Annotated in this window: 18 protein-coding genes; 12 read left to right on the top strand and 6 right to left on the bottom strand. The window is 67.5% G+C overall.

The features are described 5' to 3' along the window. Positions 1-30 precede the first annotated feature (30 nt). The 4 genes from BLS34_RS16925 to BLS34_RS16940 are packed head-to-tail and all read left to right on the top strand — an operon-like array spanning position 31 to position 6,079. Entirely contained in the window at positions 31-1,920 is a 1,890-nt protein-coding gene (locus BLS34_RS16925; protein ID WP_093152077.1) for an ABC transporter ATP-binding protein, read from the top strand. Beyond that, on the top strand, positions 1,917-3,896 hold the full coding sequence (locus BLS34_RS16930) for an ABC transporter substrate-binding protein (protein ID WP_215906138.1): 1,980 nt from the start codon (positions 1,917-1,919) through the stop codon (positions 3,894-3,896). Before BLS34_RS16925 ends, BLS34_RS16930 begins: the two co-directional genes overlap by 4 nt. A 15-nt stretch (positions 3,897-3,911) precedes the next feature. Continuing rightward, a complete protein-coding gene (locus BLS34_RS16935; RefSeq protein ID WP_093152080.1) occupies positions 3,912-4,910 on the top strand; it encodes an ABC transporter permease in 999 nt (332 codons plus the stop codon). Beyond that, the gene (locus BLS34_RS16940; RefSeq protein WP_093152082.1) at positions 4,907-6,079 is read left to right on the top strand and encodes an ABC transporter permease; all 1,173 of its coding nucleotides are present in this window, start codon (positions 4,907-4,909) and stop codon (positions 6,077-6,079) included. Before BLS34_RS16935 ends, BLS34_RS16940 begins: the two co-directional genes overlap by 4 nt. A gap of 50 nt (positions 6,080-6,129) precedes the next feature. Here BLS34_RS16940 and BLS34_RS16945 read toward each other — a convergent pair whose 3' ends face one another. Continuing rightward, positions 6,130-7,221 (bottom strand): class I SAM-dependent methyltransferase, encoded by a 1,092-nt coding sequence (locus BLS34_RS16945; protein WP_139189370.1) that lies wholly within the window; start codon positions 7,219-7,221, stop codon positions 6,130-6,132. 177 nt (positions 7,222-7,398) lie between these two features. On the opposite strand from BLS34_RS16945, the gene BLS34_RS16950 reads away from it, so the two are divergent. Both BLS34_RS16950 and BLS34_RS16955 read left to right on the top strand, forming a co-directional pair. After that, positions 7,399-8,592, top strand: coding sequence for a phosphoglycerate kinase (locus BLS34_RS16950; RefSeq protein WP_093152086.1), 1,194 nt, complete (start codon positions 7,399-7,401; stop codon positions 8,590-8,592). A 199-nt stretch (positions 8,593-8,791) separates the two neighbouring features. Beyond that, entirely contained in the window at positions 8,792-10,393 is a 1,602-nt protein-coding gene (locus BLS34_RS16955) for a phosphoenolpyruvate carboxykinase (RefSeq protein WP_281241213.1), read from the top strand. A gap of 20 nt (positions 10,394-10,413) precedes the next feature. Here the strand turns inward: BLS34_RS16955 and BLS34_RS16960 are convergent, their stop codons facing one another. The 4 genes from BLS34_RS16960 to BLS34_RS16975 form a co-directional block, all read right to left on the bottom strand. After that, positions 10,414-11,025: an ATP-dependent Clp protease proteolytic subunit gene (locus BLS34_RS16960; RefSeq protein ID WP_093152091.1), complete on the bottom strand. Its 612-nt coding sequence runs from the start codon at positions 11,023-11,025 to the stop codon at positions 10,414-10,416. Between the two features lie 44 nt (positions 11,026-11,069). After that, a complete protein-coding gene (locus BLS34_RS16965) occupies positions 11,070-11,444 on the bottom strand; it encodes an SRPBCC family protein (RefSeq protein ID WP_093152093.1) in 375 nt (124 codons plus the stop codon). After that, positions 11,441-11,755, bottom strand: coding sequence for an ArsR/SmtB family transcription factor (locus BLS34_RS16970; RefSeq protein WP_093152095.1), 315 nt, complete (start codon positions 11,753-11,755; stop codon positions 11,441-11,443). Before BLS34_RS16970 ends, BLS34_RS16965 begins: the two co-directional genes overlap by 4 nt. A gap of 108 nt (positions 11,756-11,863) precedes the next feature. After that, on the bottom strand, positions 11,864-12,322 hold the full coding sequence (locus BLS34_RS16975; protein ID WP_028796067.1) for a phasin family protein: 459 nt from the start codon (positions 12,320-12,322) through the stop codon (positions 11,864-11,866). A gap of 327 nt (positions 12,323-12,649) precedes the next feature. On the opposite strand from BLS34_RS16975, the gene mdh reads away from it, so the two are divergent. The 6 genes from mdh (at position 12,650) to lpdA (ending at position 21,639) form a co-directional block, all read left to right on the top strand. After that, a complete protein-coding gene (mdh, locus tag BLS34_RS16980) occupies positions 12,650-13,603 on the top strand; it encodes a malate dehydrogenase (RefSeq protein ID WP_028796068.1) in 954 nt (317 codons plus the stop codon). 37 nt (positions 13,604-13,640) lie between these two features. Then, positions 13,641-14,810 carry an ADP-forming succinate--CoA ligase subunit beta gene (gene sucC / locus BLS34_RS16985; RefSeq protein WP_093152098.1) on the top strand — a complete coding sequence of 390 codons (1,170 nt, stop codon included), beginning with the start codon at positions 13,641-13,643 and terminating at the stop codon, positions 14,808-14,810. Beyond that, positions 14,810-15,685: a succinate--CoA ligase subunit alpha gene (sucD, locus tag BLS34_RS16990; RefSeq protein ID WP_028796070.1), complete on the top strand. Its 876-nt coding sequence runs from the start codon at positions 14,810-14,812 to the stop codon at positions 15,683-15,685. Before sucC ends, sucD begins: the two co-directional genes overlap by 1 nt. 205 nt (positions 15,686-15,890) lie before the next feature. Beyond that, positions 15,891-18,791: a 2-oxoglutarate dehydrogenase E1 component gene (locus tag BLS34_RS16995; RefSeq protein WP_093152100.1), complete on the top strand. Its 2,901-nt coding sequence runs from the start codon at positions 15,891-15,893 to the stop codon at positions 18,789-18,791. A 100-nt stretch (positions 18,792-18,891) separates the two neighbouring features. Then, entirely contained in the window at positions 18,892-20,199 is a 1,308-nt protein-coding gene (gene odhB / locus BLS34_RS17000; RefSeq protein ID WP_093152103.1) for a 2-oxoglutarate dehydrogenase complex dihydrolipoyllysine-residue succinyltransferase, read from the top strand. 33 nt (positions 20,200-20,232) lie between these two features. Further along, positions 20,233-21,639, top strand: a complete 1,407-nt coding sequence (gene lpdA / locus BLS34_RS17005; protein ID WP_028796072.1) for a dihydrolipoyl dehydrogenase — start codon at positions 20,233-20,235, stop codon at positions 21,637-21,639. Positions 21,640-21,751: 112 nt separating this feature from the next. Here lpdA and BLS34_RS17010 read toward each other — a convergent pair whose 3' ends face one another. Next, positions 21,752-23,956: a primosomal protein N' gene (locus BLS34_RS17010; RefSeq protein WP_245702012.1), complete on the bottom strand. Its 2,205-nt coding sequence runs from the start codon at positions 23,954-23,956 to the stop codon at positions 21,752-21,754. Between the last annotated feature and the right edge of the window lie 226 nt (positions 23,957-24,182).

The following is a 24,182-nucleotide window of genomic DNA, read 5'->3' on the forward strand; positions in this document are numbered from 1 at the left end:
ACTCAGGGCTAACCGGAGGGGGACGGAGACTTGGATCGCTCAACGCCGCTCCTGCGCGTGCACGACCTGCGGATCGGCTTCGATCTGCCGGAGGGGCGGCTGGTTGCGGTGGACGGCGTCTCGTTCCAGATCCGCCGGGGCTCGACCGTCGCCCTGGTCGGCGAATCCGGCTCCGGCAAGTCGGTGGTCAGCCAGGCGATCATGGGCCTGCTGCCGCGGCCGGCGAAGATCCTGGGCGGCTCGATCCTGTTCGCCGACCCCGAGAAGCCCGGCACCATCACCGATATCGTGCGCCTGCCGGTGGACGGCCGCGAGATGCGCAACGTGCGTGGCGGGCGGATCTCGATCATCTTCCAGGAGCCGATGACGTCGCTGTCGCCGCTGCACACGGTCGGCAATCAGATCCGCGAGGCGCTGGAACTGCACCGCGACGTCTCGGCCCACGAAGCGACGGAACTGACCCGCGACATGCTGGCCATGGTCGGCTTCCCCGACCCCGACCGGGCGCTGAAGACCTATCCGTTCGAGCTGTCCGGCGGGCTGCGCCAGCGCGCGATGATCTCCATGGCCCTGGTCTGCCGGCCGGCCCTGCTGATCGCCGACGAGCCGACCACCGCGCTGGACGTGACGATCCAGGCGCAGATCCTGAAGCTGATCAAGGACCTGCAGTCCGAGCTCAACATGGCCATGCTGATGATCACTCACGATCTCGGCGTGGTCTCCAACGTGGCCGAGGAAGTGGTGGTCATGTATCGCGGCCGGGTGATGGAATCCGGCGACGTGGAGGACATCTTCCGCCGGGCCCAGCATCCCTACCTGAAGGCGCTGATGGGAGCGGTGCCGCGCTTCGACATGGCGCCGGGCGAGCGTCTGAAGCCGCTGCGCGAGATCAAGGCCGAGACCGGGCACCTGCTGGCCGACCGGCCGAAGGCGACGACGGCCGACAACGCGCCGATGCTCGCGGTGGAGGGGCTGACCAAGGCCTATACGATCCGCAAGGGCGGCTGGGTCTCGACCTCCCGCAAGTCGATCAAAGCGCTGGACGACGTTTCCTTCACCGTGCAGCCGGGCGAATGCCTCGGCCTGGTGGGCGAGTCGGGCTGCGGCAAGACCACCCTGTCCAAGGTGATCATGCGGGCGCTCACGCCGGACGCGGGCAAGGTGACCTTTACCGACGAGACCGGGCCGACCGACGTGCTCGCCCTCGACGGCAACCGGCTGACCGAGTTCCGCCAGAAGCTGCAGTTCGTCTTCCAGGACCCGTTCTCCTCGCTCAATCCCCGGATGACCGTGTTCGACATCATCGCCGAGCCGCTGGTGATCCATGGCATCGGCGATCCGGCCTGGCGGCGCGAGATGGTGTCGGAGCTGATGCGGCTGGTCGGGCTCGACGTGCGCCACCTGAACCGCTACCCGCACAGCTTCTCCGGCGGCCAGCGCCAGCGCATCGGCATCGCCCGCGCGCTGGCGCTCAAGCCGAAGATGCTGATCTGCGACGAGCCGGTCTCCGCGCTGGACGTGTCGATCCAGGCCCAGGTGCTGAACCTGCTGAAGGACCTGAAGGAGAAGCTGGGCCTCACCTATCTGTTCATCAGCCACAACCTGGCGGTGGTCGACTACGTCGCCGACCGGATCGCGGTGATGTGCGCCGGCCGGATCGTCGAGCTGGCGCCGCGCGAGGCACTGTTCCGCGACCCGGTGCATCCCTATACCCAGGCGCTGCTGGCCGCCGTGCCGGACCCGGATCTGGACAACCCGCTCGATTTCGACGCGGTGATGGATGGCCGGGCCTCGAACCCCGCGGCCTGGTCGGCGCCGTTCACGGTCGATGACAGCCACATGCCGGGTTTCGTCGAGCTGGGCGACGGCCATTTCGTGCGGGCCGACCCGGCAATCCTGAACCTGAGGCTGGCGTCGTGAAGCGTCTGGCACTCGCCCTGGCCCTGCTGCGCGCCCCCGCCCTGCTGCTCGCCCCCGCCCTGCTGCTCGCCCAAGTCCTGCCCGCCGCCGCCCAGAACGAACCGCCGCTGCTGGCGGAGAAGGTCGCGACCGGCGCGCTGCCCGAAACGGCGGGCCGGCTTCCCTTCGACCCGCTGGTGGTCGACCTGAAGAATCAGGACCGCGAGCTCGGCGACTACGGCGGCACGCTGAACATGGTCATGGCCGGGGCCAAGGACGTCCGCCAGATGGTGGTCTACGGCTACGCCCGGCTGGTCGGCTACGACCCGGCCACCATGGAGCTGCGCCCCGACCTGGCCAAGGAGGTGATCGTCGAGGACAACCGGTCCTTCACCTTCGTCCTGCGCGAGGGTCACCGCTGGTCCGACGGCACGCCCTTCACCACCGAGGACTTCCGCTACTTCTGGGAGGATGTGGCCAACAACCCGGAGATCTCACCGACCGGCCCGCCGATCGAACTGATGGTCGACGGCGAGCCACCGACCGTGAAGATCCTGTCGCCGACCCGGGTGCGCTATTCCTGGTCGCAGCCCAATCCGGACTTCCTGCCGCAGCTCGCCGGGGCCCGGCCGCTCTATCTCTACCGGCCGTCCCATCACCTGAAGATGTACCACGATCACTACGCCGAGCACGGTCCCCTGAAGGCGAAGGTGGAGGAGGCCCAGGCGCGGAACTGGGCCGCCCTGCACAACCGCGAGGACAATCCCTACAAGTTCGACAATCCGGACCTGCCGACCCTGCAGCCCTGGGTGGCGCGGACGTCGCCGCCGGCGAACCGCTACGTCTTCGAGCGCAATCCCTACTACCACAAGATCGACGCCGAGGGCCGCCAGCTCCCCTATATCGACACCGTGGTGTTCCAGATCGCGTCCCCCGGCCTGATCCCGGCCAAGACCGGCGCGGGCGAGTCCGATCTGCAGGCGCGGTACCTGAACTTCGAGGACTACACCTTCCTGCGCCAGGGCGCGGAGCGCGGCGCGTACGAGACCTATCTGTGGAAGTCCGCCAAGGGCTCCCATCTCGCCCTGTTTCCCAACCTCAACATCGAGGATCCGCTCTGGCGCGAGGTGATGCGCGACGCGCGGTTCCGCCGGGCGCTGTCGCTGGCGGTGAACCGGCACGAGCTGAACGAGGTGATCTATTTCGGCCTGGCGCTGGAGGGCAACAACACCGTGCTGCCCTCCTCCCGGCTGTACGAGCCGGAATATCGAAGGAAATGGGCCGAGTTCGACCTGAAGCGGGCCAATGCCCTGCTGGACGAGATGGGCCTGACCGAGCGCGACGACCGCGGCGTGCGGCTGCTGCCGGACGGACGGCCGATGGAGATCATCGTGGAGACCGCCGGCGAAAGCACCGAGGAGACCGACCTGCTGGAGCTGATCCACGACACCTGGCTGGCGGCCGGGATCAAGCTCTACACGCGCCCCTCGGAACGGACCGTGTTCCGCAACCGCATCTTCGCCGGCCAGACCATGATGGCGATCTCCTTCGGCATCGAGAACGGGATCCCGAGCGCGGAGTCCAGCCCGTCCGAATTCGCCCCGACCGCCCAGACCCAGTACATGTGGCCACGCTGGGGCCAGTACTACCAGACCAAGGGCAAGGCCGGCACCGCGCCGGACATTCCGGAGGCGGTGGAACTGATGGAGCTGTACGATACCTGGCGGCGCTCCTCCACCACCGAGGCGCGGCGCGCCGTGTGGCACGAGATGCTAGAGATCTGGAGCGATCAGGTCTTCTCCATCGGCCTGATCGCGGGCGTGCTGCAGCCGGTGGTGGTCAGCCTGAAGCTGCACAACGTTCCGGTGCAGGCGATCTACAACTGGGACCCGGGGGCCCATTTCGGCATGCACCGCCCGGACACCTTCTTCTTCGGCGCCGAGCGGCCGCGCACACCCGACCGGGTGCTGACCGCGGCCGCCCGGTCCCGCCAGTAAAGGATCCGGCCGCCCGTGCTCGACTATCTCGCCCGCCGGATCCTCGTGATGATCCCGACGCTGATCGCCATCAGCGTCATCACCTTCATCATCATCCAGCTGCCGCCGGGGGATTACCTGTCGACGCTGATCGCCGAGATGGAGAGCCAGGGCGAAGCGGTCGATCCGGCCAAGATCGAGGCGCTGCGGGCTCAGTACGGCCTGGATAAGCCGATGTGGGAGCAGTATCTGGTCTGGGCCACGGGCATGCTGCGCGGCGATTTCGGCTACAGCTTCGAATATCAGCTGCCGGTCAGCGACGTGGTCGGCGACCGAGTGCTGATGACCATCGTGCTGAACTTCGCCACGATCCTGTTCATCTACGTGGTCTCCTTCCCGATCGGCATCTACTCGGCGACCCACCAGTACAGCGTCGGCGACTACGGCCTGACCTTCATCGGCTTCCTCGGGCTCGCCACGCCGAACTTCCTGCTGGCCCTGATCCTGCTGTATTTCGCCAATGTCTGGTTCGGCACCTCGATCGGCGGGCTGATGGACCCGTCCTATATCGACCAGCCCTGGAGCTTCGGGAAAGTGATGTCGGTGCTGGAGCACCTGTGGGTCCCGGTGGTGGTGATCGGCACCGCCGGCACGGCGGCGATGATCCGGCGGCTGCGCGCCAACCTGCTGGACGAGCTGCAGAAACAGTACGTGGTCACCGCCCGGGCCAAGGGCCTGCCGCCGTTCCGGGCGCTGATGAAGTATCCGCTGCGCATGGCCATGAACCCGTTCATCTCCGACATCGGCAACATGCTGCCCCAGGTGGTCTCCGGCTCGGCCGTGGTGTCGATGGTGCTGTCGCTGCCGACCACCGGGCCGATGCTGATCAACGCGCTGCAGAGCCAGGACATGTATCTCGCCGGCTCGTTCCTGATGTTCCTGGCGGCACTGACCGTGTTCGGCATGCTGCTCTCCGACCTGGCGCTGGCCTGGCTCGACCCGCGGATCCGTCTCGGCGGGGGGACCGCGCGATGAGCGCCGCCAATCCGAACCGACCCAAAGCCCGGCATTTCGTCGACGCCGCCCCCTTCGATCCGGAACGCGACGAGGTCCTCACGCCGGAGCAGGAACGCTATTACATGGCGTCCCAGTGGCGGATGATGTGGTGGAAGCTGAAGCGCCACCGCCTCGCGGTCGTCTCCGGGCTGTTCCTGCTGCTGCTCTACGCCTCGGTGCTGATCTCCGAGATGATCGCGCCCTACGCGCTGACCAGCCGGCACACCGACCATATCTATGCCCCGCCGCAGACCGTGAAGCTGTTCCGCGACGGCCGTTTCGTCGGCCCCTATGTGCTGGGATACGACTACGAGCTCGATCTGCGCACCCTGAAGCGGGTCTACACCGCCAATCCGGACAAGGTGCAGCCACTGCGGTTCTTCTGTTCCGGCGATGGGTACCGGTTCTGGGGCCAGATCGAGATGGATTTCCATCTGGTCTGCCCGGCCGACGGGGGGACCCTGTTCCTGCTCGGGACCGACCGGCTGGGCCGCGACGTGTTCTCGCGCATCGTCTACGGCACCCGGATTTCGCTGACCGTGGGGCTGATCGGCATCATCGTCAGCTTCGTGCTGGGCATCGTGATCGGCGGGCTGGCGGGGTATTACGGCGGCTGGGTGGACGCCTGTGTCCAGCGGGTAATCGAGGTGATCCGCTCGTTCCCGGAGCTGCCCCTGTGGATGGCCCTGTCGGCCGCCCTGCCGGTGACCTGGTCGCCGATCCTGATCTATTTCGGCATCACCCTGATCCTCGGTCTGCTGGACTGGACCGGCCTCGCCCGGGCGGTGCGCTCCAAGCTGCTCAGCCTGCGCGAGGAGGATTTCTGCGTCGCCGCCGAGCTGATGGGGGCGAAGCCGAAACGCATCATCGGCCGCCACCTGCTGCCCAGTTTCATGAGCCACCTGATCGCCTCGGCCACCCTGTCGATCCCGACCATGATCCTGGGCGAGACGGCCCTGTCGTTCCTCGGCCTCGGCCTGCGCCCGCCGATCACCAGTTGGGGCGTGCTGCTGACCGAGGCGCAGAACATCAACGCGGTGGAGCTGTATCCCTGGATCATGACCCCGGTGGTGCCGGTGATCCTGGTGGTGCTGGCGTTCAACTTCTTCGGCGACGGGCTGAGGGACGCGGCGGATCCGTATAAGTAGGCGTTCCCCCGGAACAGGTCCGGGGAGTGATCTAAGGGGGGTGAGGACGCCTACCGCTTGCCGCCGACGAACACCTTCGACAGATAGGCCTTGTCCACCGCGTCCACCGCGAACCCGGCCGCCGCCAGGAGCGACGGAACGTCGGCGCCGATCCAGTCGGCGTAATACGGCTCGTGGAACTGCTCCGGGAAACTCCGCAGCACCGGGTCCAGCGCCGGGGTGTCGCCGAGCTGGAGCGAGTCCACCAGCACCAGCCGGCCGCCCGGCCTCAGCACCCGCCGCACCTCGGCCAGAACCTCGGCGCGGATCTTCTTCGGCAGTTCGTGGAACAGGTAGCTCGCCGTCACCAGATCGACCGAGCCGTCGGGCAGCGGGATCGCCTCCGCCTTGGCGCGGTGCCAGGTCACGTCCCGGCCGGCGAGGCGGCGCTGCGCCTTGTCCAGATACGCCCGCGACAGGTCGAGCCCCTGCAGGTCCAGCGCCGGGGCCGCCTGACCCACCGCCTCCAGCATGGCGCCGGTACCGGTCGCCAGGTCGAGCAGGGTGACGCCGGCGCCGAAGCCCGGACCGTCGGGCGAGCCACGCGCCCGCAGCCACTCCACCACCGGCACCACGCCCTGGCGGCGCATGGCCTGGGCCAGCCCGCCGAACAGCACCTCCACCTGGGTGTCGTAGAGATCCGCCGACTCCTCTGTCAGCCAGCCGCCGGACTGGTAGTGGAAGTTCTGCAGGTAGTAGCGCGGATAGCCGTCCTCCTCCGGCACCGGCTCGACGGCTGGCTCCTGGCCCTGCTTCAGGCGCCGGCGCAGGGCCACCCTGGGCAGGTCGCGCCAGTAGCCGGCCATCTCGCCCACCGCCGCCGGTCGCGGCCGCAGATCGGCCGGCATCGGGTAGGTGCCGTTCCGGACATGGGCCGCGTCGCGGGCCATCAGGGCCAGCGCGCCCCGGCTGAGGGCCGCCTGGATCCGGGCGCCCCGGAGCCGTCCGCGCAGGGTCGGCCGGCGCTTCTCGGTCGGGTCGATCCGCGCGAACCAGGACCGGGTCGCCAGGTAGTTCCCGAGATACCAGGCCATCCGTGTGCCCTGGCCGAGGCCGTAGCCGAGCAGTGCGCCGGGCCGGCCCGATTGTGTCGTGATACTCATAGGGAAGAAATCGGTCCGCGCGGCGGTCAATCAAGAGTTGGGGCAAGAGTTCGCCCCTGGACGCCGCACACGGCCGGAGCCCGCGTCGCAAGGGTTGTCGCACCGGCTGCGCTGTGGCACATCCCGGCGCAACCCGGATCGACAAGGGCCGGTTTCGTAGCTGGGGAGAGACCCGAGATGGCCGATTACCGTACTCTCGACGGCGCCGATGTCGCCGGTAAGCGCGTGCTGCTGCGCCTGGACCTGAACGTGCCGATGAAGGACGGGGCCGTGACCGACGCGACCCGGATCGAGCGGGCCGCCCCGACCGTCGCCGAACTGGCGGAAAAGGGCGCGAAGGTCGTCGTGGTCTCCCATTACGGCCGGCCCAAGGGCAAGCCGAACGCCGGGATGTCCCTGAAGCCGATCGTCGAGCCGCTGTCCGCGGCCGTCGGCCGCCCGGTCGCCTTCGCCGAGGACTGCATCGGCGCCGCGGCCGAGAGCGCCGTCGCCAAGTTGGGTGACGGTGACGTCGTGCTGCTGGAGAACCTGCGCTTCCATGCCGGCGAAGAGGCGAACGACCCGGCATTCGTCGCCGGCCTGGTCAAGCTGGCCGACCTCTATGTGAACGACGCCTTCTCCGCCGCCCACCGGGCCCACGGTTCGATCGACGGGGTGGCGCGCAAGCTGCCGGCGATCGCCGGGCGGCTGATGGAGGCCGAGCTGAAGGCCCTGACCCGCGCCCTGGAGCGCCCGGAGCGCCCGGTCGCCGCCGTGGTCGGCGGGGCCAAGGTCAGCACCAAGCTGGACCTGCTCGGCAATCTGGTCTCCCGGGTCGACGTGCTGGCCATCGGCGGCGGCATGGCCAATACCTTCCTGCATGCCGGCGGGGTGGAGATCGGCAAGTCCCTGGCCGAGCGCGACCTGGCCGACACCGTGAAGGAGATCCAGGCCAAGGCGGAGTCCGCCGGCTGCGACATCCTGCTGGCGGTGGATGCGGTGGTCGCCGACACCCTGGCGGCGGGGGTGGAGACGCAGACCGTCGATATTCTCGATGTTCCCGCGGATAAAATGATCCTCGATGTCGGTCCCAAGACCGTGGCCGCCATCGCCAAGCGGCTGGAGGACTGCAAGACCCTGGTGTGGAACGGCCCGGTCGGCGCGTTCGAGACGGCGCCGTTCGATGCCGGCACCAACGCCCTGGCGAAGGCCGCCGCCGACCTGACAGATCGCGGCCAGATCCTGTCGGTGGCGGGCGGCGGCGACACGGTGGCGGCCCTGGCCCATGCCGGGGTGATCGACCGGTTCTCCTACGTCTCGACGGCGGGCGGCGCCTTCCTGGAATGGCTGGAGGGCAAGGACCTGCCGGGCGTGGCGGTGCTGAAGGCGTGACGCCCGGTGCCGACGGCGCGACACTCGGTGCCGACGGCATGACGCACAGGGCATTGTGCGACGGCATCGCGCGACGTATCGCCGCGCCGCCGGAGACCGAATTTCCGGGCGGATCGTTGCCTTTCGGTGACAGTTCGCCTATCCAAACGACGTCCGGCCACGAAATGAGCCGGCATTCAGCATTACCTGGAGAGGACACGTGGGCAACAGCGCGACACGCATGGACCTGACCTCGCACGGCCTGACCAATCTCGGCACCCAGCACTGGGATCTCGGCTCGGCCCTCCTGACTGAACACGCCATCCGGCGCGGCGAGGCCCGGTTGTCCGCCCATGGGGCGGTGGTCGTATCGACCGGCGAACACACCGGCCGCTCGCCCAAGGACAAGTTCATCGTCCGGGACGGCGCGACGGAGAGCACGGTCAACTGGGGCAGCATCAACCAGCCGATCGACCGCAGCCAATTCGACGCGATGCATGCCCGGGTCCAGGCCTACTACCACGGCCGCGACGCCTTTGTGCTGAACTGCTACGCCGGCGCCGACCCGGACCACCGCCTGAAGGTGCGGGTGGTCACCGAGACCGCCTGGCAGAACCTGTTCGCCCGCAACATGTTCATCCGTCCGCCGGCGGAGGACCTGCCGGGCTTCGAGCCGGACTTCACCATCCTGCACGCGCCGGGCCTGACCGCCCGTGGCGAGCGGGACGGGGTGCGCTCCTCCACCTTCATCCTGGTCGATTTCGACCGCCGCATGATCCTGATCGGCGGCACCAGCTATGCCGGCGAGATCAAGAAGTCGATCTTCGGCATCCTGAACTACCTGCTGCCCGAGCGCGGCGTCATGCCGATGCACTGCTCGGCCAATGTCGGCCCCAAGGGCGACAGCGCGATCTTCTTCGGCCTGTCCGGCACCGGCAAGACGACCCTGTCGGCCGACGGCAGCCGCACCCTGATCGGCGACGACGAGCACGGCTGGTCGGAGAACGGCATCTTCAACTTCGAGGGCGGCTGCTACGCCAAGGTCATCAAGCTCAGCCAAGAGGCCGAGCCGGAGATCTGGGCCGCCTCCCACCGCTTCGGCACGGTGCTGGAGAACGTGGTGATGGACCCGGTCACCCGCCTGCTGAACCTGGACAGCGCGGAGCTGACCGAGAACACCCGGGCCTGCTATCCGATCGACTACATCGCGAACACCTCGGCCACCGGCATGGCCGGCCATCCGGTGAATGTGGTGATGCTGACGGCCGACGCCTTCGGCGTGCTGCCGCCGATCTCCAAGCTGACGCCGGAACAGGCGATGTACCACTTCCTGTCCGGCTACACGGCACGGGTGGCCGGCACGGAAAAGGGTGTGACCGAGCCGCAGGCGACCTTCTCGACCTGCTTCGGCGCGCCGTTCATGCCGCGTCACCCGAGCGTCTACGGTGAGATGCTGCGCGAGCGGATCGCCCGCCACGGCGCCACCTGCTGGCTGGTCAATACCGGCTGGTCCGGCGGCCGCGCCGGTGCCGGCGGCGAGCGCATGAAGATCGCCTATACCCGCGCCATGGTCCGCGCCGCCCTGGACGGCACCCTCAGCGGCGCGCCGGTGCAGGATGACGGTCATTTCGGCCTGCTGGTGCCGGAGAGCTGCCCGAACGTGCCGACCGAGGTGCTGCGTCCGCGCGGCGCCTGGAGCGACGGCGCCGCCTACGACACCACCGCGGGCGAGCTGCGCGGCCGGTTCGTTGAGAACTTCAAGCCGTTCGAGGCCTTCGTCGACGACAGCGTCAAGGCCGCCGGCGTCCGCCGCGCCGCCTGATCCGAGTTGCCTGCCGGGCCTCAGTGTCCGGCAGGCGCCACACTCCTCTCGACCACCCGATCGATGAGCCCCCACTCGACCGCCTCTTCCGCCGTCATGAAGCGGTCGCGGTCCAGGGTGCGTTCCACCTCCTCCTCGCTGCGGCCGCAGTGTTCGGCATAAAGCCGGATCATCCGTCGCTTGGTGCGCTGCATCTCCTCGGCATGGATCAGGATGTCCGACGCCTGGCCCTGGAAGCCGCCGAGCGGCTGGTGGACGTGCAGGCTGGCATTGGGCAGTGCCGCCCGCGCCCCCGGCTCGCCCGCCATCAGCAGGAACGACCCCATGGAGCGCGCCGTGCCCATGCACAGGGTCTCCACCGGCGCCCGGATGTAGCGCATGGTGTCGTACATCGCGAGACCGCTGGTGACCACGCCGCCGGGTGAGTTGATGTACAGATGGATCGGCTTGCGCGGGTTCTCGGCCTCCAGAAACAGCAGCTGGGCGCAGACCAGGGCCGAGACCGTGTCGTTCACCTCGCCGTTCAGGAAGATGATCCGCTCCCGCAGCAGCCGTGAATAGATGTCGAAGGATCGCTCTCCGGCACTCGATTGTTCCACGACCATGGGGACGAGCTGCATCGCGTCACGCATCGGTGACCTCCTGGATACCGGTGATATGGATTGGGTCGGGGGGATCAGGCCGCCAGCATGACCGGGCCGCGATCGGTGTTCGCCGGCACCAGCCGGTGCCCCGACAGCCGGGCATCCGTCAGATCGTGGATGATCGTCAGCCGGGTCCCGCCGGCAAGGCCGGGAGCAATCCGGAAGGTCACCATGCTCTCCAGATGCGGCGGCTCGGCGTCGCGCATGCGATAGCGGATCTCCTTGCCCGGTACGGTGTGGACCGGCTCCGGATCTGCAAGATCCTTTTCCGGCAACCATTTCTTCCGCATCTCCGGCGAACTGATCGCCCGCCAGGCGGTTTCCACGGGGGCATCGAGGTCGTAGTCGAACTTCAGGGTCGCGGGATGTTCTGTCGACTCCCCCGGCGCGCGCTTCGGATCGCTCATGGCTCCATGTCCTTCAGAAGGTCCGACAAGGCATTGACCCGGGCCGGCCAGTAGGCGCGGTACCGTTCCAGCCATCCCGCGATCAGGGCCAGGCCGTCCGGGTCGATCTCATAGTTCACGACGCGTCCCTGGCGCTCCTCGCGCACCAGTCGCGCCTGACGCAACACGGAGAGATGCTGGGAGATGGCCGGCTGGCTGATCGACATGCCCTGGCGCAGCGCGCTGGCATTCATCCGGCCTGCGGCAAGCTTCTCGAAAAGGGCCCGTCTGGTCGGGTCGGCCAGCGCCCTGAAGATCTCGTTCTCGATCATGCCAACACATAAGCACAGACTTATGTGTTGGCCAAGGGCAAAACGAGACCGACCACGCAGCGCGGTTCATATCGCTGCGTGGTGCTGTTCGAACGGTGCTTTGCCCGTTTAGGCCGACGGCGTCTGGGTCACGTCGCTGACGACCTTCTGTCCGATCTCGCCCAGCTTCTTGGCCTCGGTCATATAGTCGTCGGCCGCCTTCTTCATCCATTCCTGCTGCATCTCCGCGGCCTGGACGAACGAGCCGCAGCCCGCCAGGGCGTGGCCGAACTCGGCGTCGTAGCGCAGACGCTGGGCGACGAACCGGGTCATTTCCTGATTCAGCTCGGCCATGCCCTCGACATAGCGGCCGAAGGCCTGGGACGTCGCCTCCACCAGCGGCCCCTGAAAGGCGGTGAGGGTCGCGGCCTGCTTGTCGGCCGTCTCCGTCCACCCGTTGGATTGCGCGACATCGTGCGCGGCCTTGGCCATCGACTTCGTCGTCTTCTCCACCGCCTCGCGTCCGGCCTTCACCGACTCGTCGACGGTCTGTTCGATTTCGGAGGTCTCTTTCGACTGCTTGTTCATGGTGCACTCCCTTGACATTGGCGACCCCCCGCCCGGGTCAAACGGCGGCACTTGTGGCGCTCCGTACGGTCTGCGGACCCGGCTGTTCGCTACGGTATGGGAGTCAGGTTGCAATCGTGTTGATCTGAATCAACCGGGTTGAAAAAGTCGATTTTTCCGCTCTCAGCCCCTTCCGATCCCCCCAAGCTCACGATTCGCTCCCACACGCGGTTGCCCGCGCAACGGAAACGCGCTATGCCGCATCGCACATATCTCGGGCCGTCGCCGGCCGCCTCAGCCGCCGGCAGCCGCGGGATGTCCAGGCCAACGCTTGCGACAGGGGAAATCATGGCTCGCAACAAGATCGCGCTCGTGGGCGCGGGTAATATCGGTGGCACGCTGGCGCTTCTCGCCGGCCTCAAGGATCTCGGCGACGTGGTGCTGTTCGACATCGTCGACGGCGTGCCGCAGGGCAAGGCGCTGGACATCGCCGAAGCCTCGCCGGTCGAAGGCTTCGACTCGGTGCTCACCGGCGCCAGCAGCTACGAGGCGATCGCCGGCGCCGACGTGGTGATCGTCACCGCCGGCATCCCGCGCAAGCCGGGCATGAGCCGCGACGACCTGATCGGCACCAACGCGAAGGTCATGAAGGCCGTCGGCGAAGGCATCAAGGCCAACTGCCCGGACGCGTTCGTGATCTGCATCACCAACCCGCTCGACGTCATGGTCGGCCTGCTGCAGAAGTACAGCGGCCTGCCGAAGAACAAGGTCGTCGGCATGGCCGGCGTGCTCGACAGCGCTCGCTTCCGCTATTTCCTGGCCGAAGAGTTCGGCGTGTCGGTCGAGGACGTGACCGCCTTCGTGCTCGGCGGCCATGGCGACACCATGGTGCCGCTGATCCGCTACTCCACCGTCGCCGGCATCCCGGTTCCCGACCTGATCAAGATGGGTTGGTCGAGCCAGGAGAAGATCGACCAGATCATCCAGCGCACCCGCGACGGCGGTGCCGAGATCGTCGGCCTGCTGAAGACCGGCTCGGCGTTCTACGCCCCGGCCAGCTCGGCGATCCAGATGGCCGAATCCTACCTGAAGGACAAGAAGCGGGTCCTGCCCTGCGCCGCCTATGTGGACGGCCAGTACGGCCTGAACGGCCTGTATGTCGGTGTCCCGACCGTGCTCGGCGCCGACGGCGTGGAGAAGATCGTGGAGATCGAGCTGAACGCCGACGAGAAGGCGATGTTCGAGCACTCGGTCAACGCCGTTAAAACCCTCAACGAAGTCGCCGCGGGCCTGCCCGATTGACGGGTAAGCGCGTTCGCACCGTACGGAGCGGGGAACGATGAACATTCATGAGTATCAGGCCAAGACTCTCTTGGCCAAATATGGCGTCGCCGTGCCCAAGGGCGGGGTGGCGTTCACCCCGGACGAGGCCGTCAAGGTCGCCGAAGGGCTGGGCGGACCGGTCTGGGTCGTCAAGGCGCAGATCCACGCCGGCGGCCGCGGCAAGGGCGGCGGCGTCAAGGTCGTGAAGTCGATCGACGACGTCCGGGCCGAGGCGGAGCGCATGCTGGGCATGACCCTGGTCACGCACCAGACCGGCCCGGAAGGCAAGGAAGTGAAGCGGGTCTATGTGGAGGACGGCTCCGACATCGCCCGTGAGCTGTACCTCTCCTTCCTGGTCGACCGGTCGACCTCGCGGGTGACCGTGATCGCCTCCACCGAAGGCGGCATGGACATCGAAGAGGTCGCCGAGAAGACCCCGGAGAAGATCCTGACCGTGGCGATCGACCCGGTGACCGGCATGTCCGGCCACTACGCCCGGCGGATCGCCTTCGCGCTCGGCCTCGAGGGCAAGCAGATCGGTGCGGCGGTCAAGTTCATGACCGGCCTGTACGACGCCTTCACCGGCCTCGACGCGTCGCTGATGGAGATCAACCCGCTGGTGGTGACCGGTGCCGGCGACCTCATCGCGCTCGATGCCAAGATGAACTTCGACGACAACGCCCTCTACCGTCACAAGGACGTCGCCGAGATGCGCGACGAGGACGAAGAGGATCCGATGGAGCTCGAGGCGGGCAAGTACGAGCTGAACTACGTGAAGCTCGACGGCTCGATCGGCTGCATGGTGAACGGCGCCGGCCTGGCGATGGCCACCATGGACATCATCAAGCTGTACGGCGGCGAGCCGGCCAACTTCCTCGATGTCGGCGGCGGTGCCACGAAGGAGCGGGTGACCGCGGCCTTCAAGATCATCCTGTCCGACAAGAACGTCGAGGGCATCCTGGTCAACATCTTCGGCGGCATCATGCGCTGCGACGTGATCGCCGAGGGCGTGGTCGCCGCGGCCAAGGAGGTCAGCCTCCACGTGCCGCTGGTGGTGCGCCTGGAAGGCACCAACGTGGAGCTCGGCAAGCAGATCCTCGAGGACAGCGGCCTGCCGATCGTGTCGGCCGACAACCTCGGCGACGCCGCCCAGAAAATCGTCAAAGCCGTGAAGGAGGCCGCATAATGGCCGTTCTTATCGACGAGAACACGAAGGTCATCTGCCAGGGTTTCACCGGCAGCCAGGGCACCTTCCACAGCGAGCAGGCGATCAAGTACGGCACCAAGATGGTCGGCGGTGTGACCCCCGGTAAGGGCGGCCAGACCCATCTCGACCTGCCGGTGTTCGACACCGTCGAGGACGCCGTCAACAAGACCGGCGCCAATGCCAGCGTGATCTACGTGCCGCCGCCCTTCGCGGCGGACTCGATCCTGGAGGCGATCGACGCCGAGCTGCCGCTGGTGATCTGCATCACCGAGGGCATCCCGGTCATGGACATGATCAAGGTCAAGCGCGCCCTCACCGGCACCAAGACCCGTCTGATCGGTCCGAACTGCCCGGGCGTGATCACCCCGGACGCCTGCAAGATCGGCATCATGCCGGGCCACATCCACAAGCGCGGCAAGATCGGCATCGTGTCGAAGTCGGGCACGCTGACCTACGAGGCGGTGGCGCAGACCACGGCGGCCGGCCTCGGCCAGTCGACCTGCGTCGGCATCGGCGGCGACCCGGTCAACGGCACCAGCTTCATCGACGTGCTGGAGATGTTCCTGGCCGATGACGAGACCCAGGGCATCATCATGATCGGCGAAATCGGCGGCTCCGCCGAGGAAGAGGCGGCCGAGTTCCTGAAGTCGAACGCGAAGAAGAAGCCGGTCGCCGGCTTCATCGCCGGTGTGACCGCCCCTCCGGGCCGTCGCATGGGCCATGCGGGCGCCATCATCGCCGGCGGCAAGGGCGGTGCCGGTGACAAGATCGAGGCCATGAAGTCGGCCGGCATCAAGGTGTCGGACAGCCCGGCGGCCCTCGGCGAGACCATGGTCGCGGCGATGCGCGGCTGACAAAAATCCAGGGCGGGGCTGCCACGGCCCCGCCCTTCGGTCCCCGCCCTTGATCCGTCAGGGAGATCGGTGGACCATGGAAATATCACTGAATGTTAACTATTCATTCGGTGTAGTGGCAGGGACGACGCCGGGGAGAGCCGGCAGGTGGGGCCGCCGACGCGGGTGGATGGCTCCGCAGCGAGCGCAGAGGCGGTAGACGCACATGTCCATGGACTATCAGGACTATACCTTTCTGAACGGTGCCAACGCGCCGTTCATGGCGGAACTTTTCGCACGTTACCTGGAGAATCCGGCCTCGGTCGACGAGAGTTGGCGTCAGTATTTCGACGCCCTGAGCGACGATGTCGACGCCGCGACCACGGATGTGCGCGGGCCCAGTTTCGCGGCCCGGACCACCAAGATCATCGGCGCGACCGACCCCGACGCGGCCCCCAAGAAATCGGGCAAGAAGGCCGACGCGACCGCGCTGTCCACCGACGACGTACGCGCCGCCACGCTCGATTCGCTCCGCGCGATCATGATCATCCGCGCCTATCGGATCCGTGGCCACCTCAAGGCCAAGCTCGATCCGCTGGGCCTCGAGGAGCCGACGCCGCATCCGGAGCTCGATCCGGCGACCTACGGCTTCACCGAGGCCGACTGGGACCGGCCGATCTTCATCAACAACGTGCTCGGCCTGGAAACCCCGACCCTGCGCGAGATCATGGACGTGCTGGAGGGCACCTATTGCGGCTCGATCGGCGTCGAGTTCATGCACATCCAGGATCCGGCCCAGAAGGCCTGGATCCAGGAGCGCATCGAGCAGATCCGCAACCAGACCGACTTCACCCCGCTGGGCAAGCGCACCATCCTGGAGCGGCTGACCGCGGCCGAGAGCTTCGAGAAGTTCCTCGCCGTGAAGTATGTCGGCACCAAGCGCTTCGGACTCGACGGCGGCGAGACGCTGATCCCCGCGCTGGAGCAGATCCTGAAGCGCGGCAGCCAGCTCGGCCTGGAGGAGGTGGTGCTGGGCATGCCGCACCGCGGCCGCCTGAGCGTGCTCTGCAACTTCATGAGCAAGCCGTTCCGCGCCATCATCTCGGAGTTCCTGGGCAATCCGGCGAACCCGGAGGATGCCGGCGGGTCGGGCGACGTGAAGTACCACATGGGCGTGTCGGCCGACCGGGAGTTCGACGGCGCCAACGTGCACCTCACCCTGAACGCCAACCCGTCGCATCTTGAGATCGTCAACCCGGTCGTGCTCGGCCGCGTGCGCGCCAAGCAGCAGCAGCGCCAGGACACCGACCACAAGAAGGTCATGGGCATTCTGCTGCACGGCGACGCGGCCTTCGCCGGCCAGGGCGTGGTGGCGGAGACCTTCGATTTCTCCGGCCTGCGCGGCTACAAGACCGGCGGCACGATCCACATCATCGTGAACAACCAGATCGGTTTCACCACCAGCCCGCACTACTCGCGCTCCTCGCCCTATCCGACGGACGTGGCGAAGATGGTGATGGCACCGATCTTCCACGTGAACGGCGACGACCCGGAAGCCTCCGTGCATGTCGCGCGGATCGCCGCCGAATTCCGCCAGGAGTTCGGCTGCGACGTGGTCATCGACATGATCTGCTACCGCCGCTTCGGCCATAACGAAGGGGACGAGCCGCGCTTCACCCAGCCGCTGATGTACGAAAAGATCGGCGGCCATAAGACCACGCGGGAGCTCTATTCCAACAAGCTGGTCGAGGAAGGCACCCTGACCAAGGACGAGGCGGAAAAGATTCTCGCGGACGAGAACGCCTATCTCGCCGAGGAATTCGAGGCCGGCCTGTCCTACAAACCGAACAAGGCCGACTGGCTGGAAGGCAAATGGTCCGGCCTGAAGGTCGCCTCCGGCGATGCCCGGCGCGGCGCCACCGGCGTCGACATCGAGGAACTGAGACGTATCGGCGCCAAGCTCTGCGAGGTGCCGGAAGGCTTCAACCTGAACAGCAAGCTCAACCGCTTCATCGCGTCGCGCCAGAAGGCGTTGGACAGCGGCGAAGGGATCGACTGGGGCACCGGCGAGGCGCTGGCCTTCGCTACCCTGCTGACCGAGGGCTTCATGGTCCGTCTGTCCGGCCAGGACAGCCAGCGCGGCACCTTCTCCCATCGCCATTCGGTCTATATCGACCAGAAGACCGAAGAGCGCTACGTCCCGCTGAACAACATCCAGGACAATCAGGCGCATTACGAGGTCATCGACAGCCCGCTGTCGGAGGCCGGTGTGCTCGGCTTCGAATACGGCTACAGCCAGGCCGAACCGAATGCCCTGACCTGCTGGGAGGCCCAGTTCGGCGATTTCGCCAACGGCGCCCAGGTCATCATGGACCAGTTCGTCTCCTCCGGTGAGGCGAAGTGGCTGCGCATGTCCGGTCTGGTGATGCTGCTGCCGCACGGCTACGAGGGCCAGGGGCCGGAGCATTCCTCGGCCCGGATCGAGCGGTATCTGCAGCTTTGCGGCGAGGACAACATGCAGGTGGTGAACTGCACCACCCCGGCGAACTTCTTCCATGTCCTGCGCCGCCAGCTGCATCGCGATTTCCGCAAGCCGCTGATCATCTTCACGCCGAAGTCGCTGCTGCGCCACAAGCTGGCGGTGTCGAAGCTGGAGGAGATGGGCAGCGACACGACCTTCCACCGGGTGCTCTACGACAACGAGAGCCTGTGCGCCGACAAGGATGTGAAGCGCGTCGTGATCTGCTCGGGCAAGGTCTACTACGACCTGTACGAGGAGCGTCAGAAGCGCGGCATCAAGGATGTCTTCTTCCTGCGGCTGGAGCAGATGTACCCCTTCCCGCGCAAGGCGCTGCTGCAGGAGCTCTCCCGCTTCCCGCAGGCCGACGTGGTGTGGTGTCAGGAGGAGCCGGCGAACATGGGTCCCTGGACCTTCGTGGACCGCCGCCTGGAAGACGTGCTGATGGAACTGGACGGCGCCTGCAAGCGGCCGCGCTATGTCGGTCGCCGCGAGGCCGCCTCGCCGGCCACCGGCAATGCCAGCCGCCACGCGCGCGAGCAGGCCGCCCTGGTCGACGAAGCCCTTACCGTGGACATGGCGAGCAAGGGACGGATGGCGGCCGAGTAAGGCCTGAAACGTCGAGACGCTGACACCATATGCAACCCAACACGACGGACGCCCCGGCGGGCCCGCCGACGCATGACGAAAGATGAAGAGGACCAAGGGTATGGCGACGGAGATCAAGGTTCCGACACTCGGGGAGTCCGTCTCCGAAGCGACGGTCGCGAAATGGATGAAGGCGCCGGGCGACGCCGTAGCCGCCGACGAGCCGTTGGTCGAGCTTGAGACCGACAAGGTCACCCTGGAGGTGAACGCGCCGGCCGCCGGCGTGCTCTCCGAAATCTCCGCCAAGGAAGGCTCCGAGGTCGAGGTCGGCGCCGTGCTCGGCACCATCGACGAGGGCGCGACCGCCGCCCCGAAGAAGGACGAGCCGAAGAAGGAAGCCGCGCCGGCCAAGGAAGAGGCCTCCAAGGAGGAGCCGAAGAAGGCCGAGACGCCCAAGGAAGCGCCGAAGGAAACCGCCAAGTCGGCGCCGGCCGCCCAGTCTTCCGGCAGCTACGACGTCAAGACCATGTCCCCGGCCGTGCGCAAGCTGGTCGACGAGAACAACCTGGACCCGGCCAAGATCAAGCCGACCGGCAAGGACGGCCGTCTGGTCAAGGAAGACGTGCAGAAGGCGATCGAGGCCGGCACGGCGAAGCGCTCGTTCAGCGCCGCCCCCGCCGGCGGTGCCGCCGCCGCGCCGTCCGGCCCGCTGCCGCCACGCCCGGAGGACGAGCGCGAGGAGCGGGTGAAGATGACCCGCCTGCGCCAGGCCATCGCCCGGCGCCTGAAGGAAGCCCAGAACACCGCGGCCATGCTGACCACCTTCAACGAGGTGGACATGACCAACGTCATGGCCCTGCGCAACGAGTACAAGGAGAGCTTCGAGAAGAAGCACGGCGTGAAGCTCGGCTTCATGAGCTTCTTCGTGAAGGCCTGCATCGCGGCCCTGCAGGAGCTGCCGGCGGTCAATGCCGAGATTTACGGCGACGAGATCATCTACAAGAACTACTTCGATGTGGGCGTCGCCGTCGGCACCCCGTCGGGCCTGGTGGTGCCGATCCTGCGCGATGCGGATCAGCTCTCCTTCGCCGGTGTGGAACAAGGGATCAACGCCCTCGGCGTGAAGGCGCGCGACGGCAAGCTGTCCCTGGCCGAGATGCAGGGCGGCACGTTCACCATCTCCAATGGCGGCGTCTACGGTTCGCTGATGTCGACGCCGATCCTCAATCCCCCGCAGTCCGGCATCCTCGGCATGCACAAGATCCAGCCGCGGCCGATGGCGATCGGCAACTCGGTCGAGATCCGGCCGATGATGTACCTGGCGCTGAGCTACGACCACCGGATCGTCGACGGCCGCGAGGCGGTGACCTTCCTGGTCAAGGTGAAGGACGCCATCGAGGACCCGCGCCGCCTGCTGCTCGACCTGTAAGCCAACCGCCACGATTACCCTTGGGGAGTTCCCATGTCTGACAAGTACGATCTCGTGGTCATCGGCGGTGGGCCGGGTGGCTATGTCGCCGCCATTCGGGCCGCTCAGCTCGGCATGAAGACCGCCTGCGTCGAGAAGCACAGTGCCCTCGGCGGCACCTGCCTCAACATCGGCTGCATCCCGTCCAAGGCGCTGCTGAACGCCTCGGAAAAATACGCCGAGGCGGAGCACCATCTGGGCGATTTCGGCATCGAGGTCTCGGCCCCGAAGCTGAACGTCAAGAAGCTGATGGAGAAGAAGACCGAGATCGTCACCGGCCTGACCGACGGCATCGGCTTCCTGTTCAAGAAGAACAAGGTCGACTGGCTGCAGGGCACCGGCAAGGTCACCGCCCCGGGCAAGGTCGAGGTCACCCCGGCCAAAGGCAAGAAGCAGACGGTCGAGTGCGACAAGATCCTGATCGCCACCGGCTCTGAATCCACCCCGCTGCCGGGGGTCGAGGTCGACGAGAAGCAGATCGTCACCTCCACCGGCGCGCTGGAGCTGACCAAGGTGCCGAAGCACCTGATCGTCATAGGCGGCGGCGTGATCGGCCTGGAGATGGGCTCGGTGTGGAAGCGCTTCGGCGCCAAGGTCACCGTGGTCGAGTTCCTCGACCGCATCGTGCCGACCGTGGACCAGGACATGGGCAAGCGCTTCAAGCGGGTCCTGGAGAAGCAGGGCATCGAGTTCAAGCTGTCGACCAAGGTCACCGGGGCGAAGACCACCAAGACCCAGGTCACCCTCACCCTGGAGCCCGCCGCCGGCGGCGATACCGAGGAGCTGAAGGGCGACGTGGTGCTGGTTTCCATCGGCCGGCGCCCGTATTTCGAGAGCCTGGGCCTGGACGACCTCGGCGTGGAGCGCGACAAGCGGGGCTTCATCCAGGTGGACGAGGACTATCAGACCAACGTGAGCGGCATCTTCGCCATCGGCGACGCCATTCCGGGTCCGATGCTGGCCCACAAGGCCGAGGAAGACGGCATTGCCGCGGTGGAGATCATGGCCGGCCAGTCCGCCCATGTGGACTACAACCTGGTGCCCAACATCATCTACACATGGCCGGAAGTGGCCTCGGTCGGCCAGACCGAGGAGCAGCTGAAGGAAGCCGGGATCGAGTACCGCAAGGGTGTGTTCCCGTTCTCCGCCAACAGCCGCGCGCGGGCCAATGCCGACAGCGAGGGCCAGGTGAAGATCCTGGCCGACAAGAAGACCGACCGGGTGCTCGGCGCCCATATCCTGGGGCCCGATGCCGGCACGCTGATCCACGAGATCTGCGCGATCATGGAGTTCGGCGGCTCTGCGGAAGACGTCGCCCGCACCTGCCACGGCCACCCGACGCTCAGCGAAGCGGTCAAGGAAGCGGCCCTGGCGGTCGACGGCCGGCCGATCCACATCTGAGGTCAACGGGGGGCGCCGGATGCCGGCGCCCTCCCCTGACATTCCCGAGCCGCCCCGCTCCCTTACACACGGCCCGGACCTGTTCCCGGGCCGACCCGTCCGCGCGCCGCGGTCACATGAAGCTGTAGGGATCCACGTCGACCTGCAGCCGGACCGAGGTCTCCAGCTTGATCGGTGCCAGCCAGTCGCGCAGCACCTGCTGGACGTTGACCTGTCGGCCCGCCTTGACCAGCAGGCGGCGGCGGTGGCGGCCGCGCAGCATGGTGATCGGAGCGGGGGCGGGCCCCAGGATGGTCACGCCGTTCAGTCGCGGCGCCGCCCGGGCCACCATCCGGGCCGCCGCATCCGCGCGGTCGGCGTCGGGTGCGGAGATCACGATCCCCGCCAGCCGCCCGTAGGGGGGCATGCCCGCCGCCTTGCGCTGGTCGATCTCCGACTGCAGAAACGACTCGCGGTCGCCGGCCGCCAGGGCCTGCATCACCGGCGTCTCCGGCGCGTGGGTCTGCAGCAGCACCCGGCCCGGCCGCTCGGCCCGCCCGGCGCGGCCGGAGACCTGATGCAGCAGCTGATAGGTCCGCTCGGACGCCCGCAGATCGCCGCCGGCCAGCCCGAGATCGGCATCCACCACCCCCACCAGGGTCAGCCAGGGGAAGTTGTGCCCTTTGGCCACCACCTGGGTCCCGATGATGATGTCGACCTCCCGCGCCCGCACCGAGCGCACGAAATCCGCCGCCTTGTCCGGGCCGGTCAGGGTATCGGAGGAGGCGAGCTGGAAGCGGGCGTCAGGGAAACGGACCAGCACCTCCTCGGCGAGCCGCTCCACCCCCGGGCCGCTGGCGACGAAACTGTCCTCCGCCTCGCAGGACGGACACTGCTTAGGCAACCGGGCCGACAGGCCGCAATGGTGGCAGACCAGACGGCCGAGCAGCCGGTGCTCCACCAGCCAGGCGGTGCAGTTCGGGCATTCCAGCCGGTGGCCGCAGGTCCGGCACAGGGTCAGCGGCGCGTAGCCCCGGCGGTTGAGGAAGAGCATAGCCTGCTCGCCCTCGTCCAGGGTGCGCTGCACCGCCTCGACCAGCGGCGGGGAGAGGAACGTGCCGCGCTCCGGCGCATGCTTGCGCAGGTCGATCAGCGCGACCTCGGGCAGGGTGGCGGAGCCGGGCCGGGCGGTCAGGTGCACCGCGCCGTAGCGGCCCTGGCGGACGTTCTCCACCGTCTCCAGGCTCAGCGTGGCGCTGACCAGGGCGATGGGGATGCCCTCGAGCCGGGCGCGGACCACGGCCATGTCGCGGGCGTGATAGGCGACCCCGTCCTCCTGTTTGTAGGCCGATTCGTGCTCCTCATCGATCACGATCAGGCCGAGCTCGGCGAAGGGCAGGAACAGGGCGGAGCGGGCGCCCACCAGCACCCGCACCGAGCCCTCGGCCACCGCCCGCCAGGTCTCGCGCCGCACCTTCGGCTTCAGATCCGAGTGCCACACAGCCGGTTCGACACCGAAACGATCGGCAAACCGCTCCAGCCACTCCGCCGACAGGGCGATCTCCGGCAGCAGCACCAGGGCCTGACGGCCGGCAGTCAGGGCGGCGGCGATCGCCTCGAAATACACCTCCGTCTTGCCCGAGCCGGTGATGCCGTCGACGGCGGTGACGGAGAAGGCATGGGCATCGACCTTGGCGCGCAGGGTCTCGGCGGCGGCCTGTTGCTCGCCGCTGAGCGTCGGCCCGTCGCGGGTGGCGTCCGGCGTCTCGAAGGGGGCCGGCTGGGCGACCGTATGGGGCGCGACCATGCCGCAGTCGATCATGCCCTTGATCACCGAGGGACCGACCCCCGCCTCGCGGGCGAGATCCTTCTGTTCCAGGGCCGGACCGTCGCTCAGAACCGACAGCACCCGGCGGCGGGCGGGGGTCAGGCGGGCCTGGCCGGTCCAGTCCTCCTGCGGGCCGGCGGTGTGAACAACCACCGGAGCCGGCGGTTCGAAGGCCGAGGGCGTGCTGATCGCCATGCGCACCACATTGCCGCGCGGCGCCAGCGTCCAGGCCGCCGTCCATTCCACCAGATCGATCACCGTCCTGGGCAGGCGCGGCACGTCCAGCCGCCGGAACACCGCGCGCAGCCGCTCGGGCGCGACCGCGTCGTCGCCGCCGGGACCGAGCACGACCCCGACCATGCGCCGCTGGCCGAGCGGCACCTCCACCACATCGCCGCGCGCCAGCTCCAGAGCCGGATCGGCCTTGTAGTCATAGGCGACGTCCAGCGGCAGCGGCAGCAGCACGCTGACGCGGTCGAACGGCTCGTCGAGGGGCAGAAGATCGGTCACGGTCGGATCATGATGGAACAGACTGAGTTGGGAACAGACAGGGTTAGGAACAGACTGGGTCGGGCGTTGCGGGAGAGGTCGCGCGCACGAAAAATCGGGCGAGTGTGGCCCGGCGAGGCCGCCGTCACAACGCATGCCTAATTTGCACATGCGAAACCCGGCTCTCCGGTGGCCGCTCACCGGGGGATGGGGTAGACTCTCGCCTGCGACTCGCGTACGCCTCCGC

It is taken from the genome of Thalassobaculum litoreum DSM 18839 (genome assembly GCF_900102465.1).
Classification (GTDB): Bacteria; Pseudomonadota; Alphaproteobacteria; order Thalassobaculales; family Thalassobaculaceae; genus Thalassobaculum; species Thalassobaculum litoreum.